Origin of the sequence: Arachidicoccus sp. (genome assembly GCF_050436765.1) — a bacterium.
Classification (GTDB): Bacteria; Bacteroidota; Bacteroidia; order Chitinophagales; family Chitinophagaceae; genus Arachidicoccus.
The window spans coordinates 1-3301 of sequence record NZ_JBNQGD010000125.1 but is presented as its reverse complement, the minus strand read 5'-3'; the positions used below and the strand labels follow the sequence as shown (position 1 = coordinate 3301).

At 34.8% G+C, this 3301-nt stretch carries 7 protein-coding genes; 2 read left to right on the top strand and 5 right to left on the bottom strand.

Annotated features, from left to right (window positions below; all coding sequences use genetic code 11):
• Positions 1–56 precede the first annotated feature (56 nt).
• On the top strand, positions 57–719 hold the full coding sequence (locus tag ACQR30_RS05210; protein ID WP_429732270.1) for a response regulator transcription factor: 663 nt from the start codon (positions 57–59) through the stop codon (positions 717–719).
• A gap of 159 nt (positions 720–878) precedes the next feature.
• Here ACQR30_RS05210 and ACQR30_RS05205 read toward each other — a convergent pair whose 3' ends face one another.
• The 5 genes from ACQR30_RS05205 to ACQR30_RS05185 form a co-directional block, all read right to left on the bottom strand.
• Positions 879–1325, bottom strand: a complete 447-nt coding sequence (locus tag ACQR30_RS05205) for a hypothetical protein (protein ID WP_429732267.1) — start codon at positions 1323–1325, stop codon at positions 879–881.
• 364 nt (positions 1326–1689) lie between these two features.
• Positions 1690–1935: a GDCCVxC domain-containing (seleno)protein gene (locus ACQR30_RS05200; RefSeq protein ID WP_429732264.1), complete on the bottom strand. Its 246-nt coding sequence runs from the start codon at positions 1933–1935 to the stop codon at positions 1690–1692.
• Positions 1936–2247: 312 nt separating this feature from the next.
• Complete coding sequence (locus ACQR30_RS05195; protein ID WP_429732273.1) at positions 2248–2403, bottom strand: DUF4256 domain-containing protein; 156 nt, start codon at positions 2401–2403, stop codon at positions 2248–2250.
• Positions 2393–2569 carry a DUF4256 domain-containing protein gene (locus ACQR30_RS05190; RefSeq protein ID WP_429732261.1) on the bottom strand — a complete coding sequence of 59 codons (177 nt, stop codon included), beginning with the start codon at positions 2567–2569 and terminating at the stop codon, positions 2393–2395. The genes ACQR30_RS05195 and ACQR30_RS05190 overlap by 11 nt, the downstream gene beginning before the upstream one ends.
• Positions 2570–2823: 254 nt before the next feature.
• On the bottom strand, positions 2824–2970 hold the full coding sequence (locus ACQR30_RS05185; protein WP_429732258.1) for a hypothetical protein: 147 nt from the start codon (positions 2968–2970) through the stop codon (positions 2824–2826).
• A gap of 18 nt (positions 2971–2988) precedes the next feature.
• On the opposite strand from ACQR30_RS05185, the gene ACQR30_RS05180 reads away from it, so the two are divergent.
• Complete coding sequence (locus tag ACQR30_RS05180; protein ID WP_429732255.1) at positions 2989–3282, top strand: nucleotidyltransferase family protein; 294 nt, start codon at positions 2989–2991, stop codon at positions 3280–3282.
• Positions 3283–3301 lie beyond the last annotated feature (19 nt).

Here is a 3301-nt window from a genome sequence, read left to right as displayed (position 1 = left end):
TTTAGGGGGTCAATTTGAAATGGCGAAGGGGGGTCAATTTAGCCGGAATTTACAGTATGGTATATGAATATGTGCCAGATTTAATCATTTGTGATTTGAATCTTCCGGGAAGTGATGGGTTAGAAATAACCAAATCAGTAAAAATGGACATTCGGTCATCACATACCCCTATTATTATTTTAACAGCTAATAATAGCAATGAAAAGCAAATTGAAGTAATGAAGCTATCTGCTGATGCTTTTATTACCAAGCCATTCAGTTTGAATTATCTCGAAGAAACAATCAAAAGCCTATTAAAGAATAGGGCAATATTAAAAGAACATTATTCAGCAGAATTCCCAAAAGATATTCTTATTGATACCAATAACAAAAAAATAGATCGAAAGTTCATTAATGAGTTTACGGCTATTGTCGAAAAGAATATAGACAACGAGCATTTCTCAGTTGATGAACTATGCAAACAAGCAGGTATTTCCCGAATGCAACTTTATAGAAAGATAAAAGCATTATTAGGTGTAAACGTAAATGAATATATTTTGAAAGTTCGCCTCCAAAAAGCGCAATATTTATTATTGAACGAAAATCTTTCAATAGGTGAAGTAGCAGACAGAGTAGGATTTTCTTCTCAAGCCTATTTTTCTACGGTATTCAAATCGAAAACTGGAGTGACTCCAAAGGAATTTAAAGAAAATCAAAATAACCTTAATAAAGAAGCATAGAGTGCAATTATCCCAAATTACGCAGTTGAATATTTGAAAGGGTAAATGGTCTCATAATTCCATAATCCAATGAATCATTGAAATAGTTTCGTTAGACGCTTCCATTTTTAGCCAAAGCAAAACTTGGACTTTGCTATTTATATCTATATTGTAGAAAAGCTATTGGTTTTCTTTTTTCTTTTTATTATCAAGGATTGCCCCTACACCATAACCAGCGCCTGCACCGCCGACACCACCAATAACAGCACCAGCTGCACGATGTTTCCTGTCTACGATAGCGCCTGTTACGGCACCAACTCCAGCACCGATTACAGCGCCTTTGGCTTTATTACTCCATCCTTTTTTCTTTGGAGCATCCGAAGTACTTCCGGTTGACTGCGTATTAGTTTGTCCGCTTTGCCCATTATTCACTACCGCTTCAGTATGCTTTATAGCTTTTATAGAATCATTGATAGTTTTCATTGAATCAACAGCTTTCTGCTGTGCTATAACCTGTGTCAAGGAATCTTTGGTATGTTGCAGTTGAAGCGCTGCGGCCTCTTTGCTTGGTTGATTGCAGGACAATAATAAAATCACACTACTAAAAATTAGAATTAGTTGTTTCATAAAACCTGTTTTTTTTATATTAAATAAAACTTTTAATAATCATTCAATTAATTAAGACGTCAATTTAAGCCTCAAAATAAAAAATGAAAATTCAGGGCAAAATTAAATTAAGTCAATTGAATTAGTTTAAATTATTTCAGGATTTTCTATCCTTATTGATATTATTACCAAAAATATACCAAACTAGTATATTGGCAGCAATGAGTTGTCAGAACTGAAAATGCTAAATGTCGCATAAAAAAGTACAGATGCACCGACATGTAATTCTTACACGGCATATCTGCAAGTGGGAATTATAGCCAATCGGTTGATCAAAGTAAGCTTGGGAGTTTTAAGAATTGCCTGTTTCTATTTTCCATTATTTTTAGCAACAATTTTCTCCTGCTTGCATTGATGGACATCTGACTGTACCGAAACTGCAATAAACACAACAGTCGGTTTTCAGGGGTTTAAGTATTGTTTTGCATTGTTCACATTCGTAAAAATATACACAAGCTTCTGTCGGCATGATTTCAGTTTTCTTGTGTCCACATTTTGGGCAGGTCAATATTGATTGGATCTCCACTATCTTGCCATTGTATAAAGTACAAGTGTTACTATTCTCGTGCATTTTGTTCCGTTTATAATCTCCAATTTGTTTATCTTACCCGTTAATTTCATTATCGTTTATCTTTCGTTTAACTATGCAATGACATCCTGTTAGCGTTGCAAATAAAGGTAAAAAAATTTCTTCAATATATATACTTTACCTGTCCTCTAAAGCCCTTGCTACATAGTAGGGTTCTGCATCATTATGATAAAAGGACACCCACCCAATCGGAAGTCTCCAGAGATTGCATCACCAAATACTCCTATATATTCTGGCATCTTTAAAACAACTTAATGTTTTCATGTCAAAATTCTCTAATGATTGCAAATAGTCCTATTGTTTCTCCTCTAAAATTTCAATACCCATCTCCTTTGTTATATTCACGACACTATTTTCCGGTTTATATTCCTTCCTTGGTTCTAATGCTTCATGATTATAGCAAAAACGCCTTCTTCCTTCCGGGTTTTCGGACAAGCAGTTATAAAAGATAAATAGATTTTCTTACTTCTCGTAACCAATAATATCTGGCCCCTCCCGTAATTCCCATTTCATTTATAGACCAAAATTTGCTTAGCTGTTTTGCCCTTCTGACGTCCATTTCACTCCATTTTAAATTCTTGTGTCTATGCTCATTCTTTTCAAAATAGAATTTCAAAGTTTTCAGAAAATGCCAATAATCGTAAATGCCAGTCTTCTAGGGGATAGACCCTGCCACCATACTTATCCCAAAATGTCCATTAGGGTAACGCACCCGATGTAAACTGCCCATTTGCTAAAGACAAGTGGGCGCCGGGTTTCGCATACTTATGCTTTGTTACCAAAGTCTTATTTGAGTCCCCTCCTGTATAAAAGTTAAGCTTTGAACTCCTGCCACGCTTTTGCAAAACCATTGTTATTATGTCGCGTTTTTTACTCAACATAGGCTTCCATTATCACGGCTTTCACCGCTTCAATTTCAGATGTTGCCAATGTATCGAGTTTACAATATTTCAATAACTGGTGGGCAATCGTCTGCTTTCTCTTTTCATCTTTGCAAAACGGTCTAAAAGTTTGCAAAAGTTGTATATTTGCTTTATGACTCTCAACATAAATAAAATAGAATCAATCAAAGCGTATTTCAAAAACCGTCCGGTATTGAGAGCATATTTATTTGGATCGTACCTTCATGGGAATGCAGATATTGAAAGCGATATAGATATTTTAGTGGATTTGGATTACAGTCAAAGAATTGGATTACAGTTTATTCAAATGAAACTTGACCTCGAAAAGTTGTTAGAGAATAAAGTGGATTTGGTATCTTCAAACGGAATATCAAAATACATAAAACCGATTATTGATAGTGAAAAGCAATTGATTTATGCGAAGTGAACTTGGCGACAAAATCAGG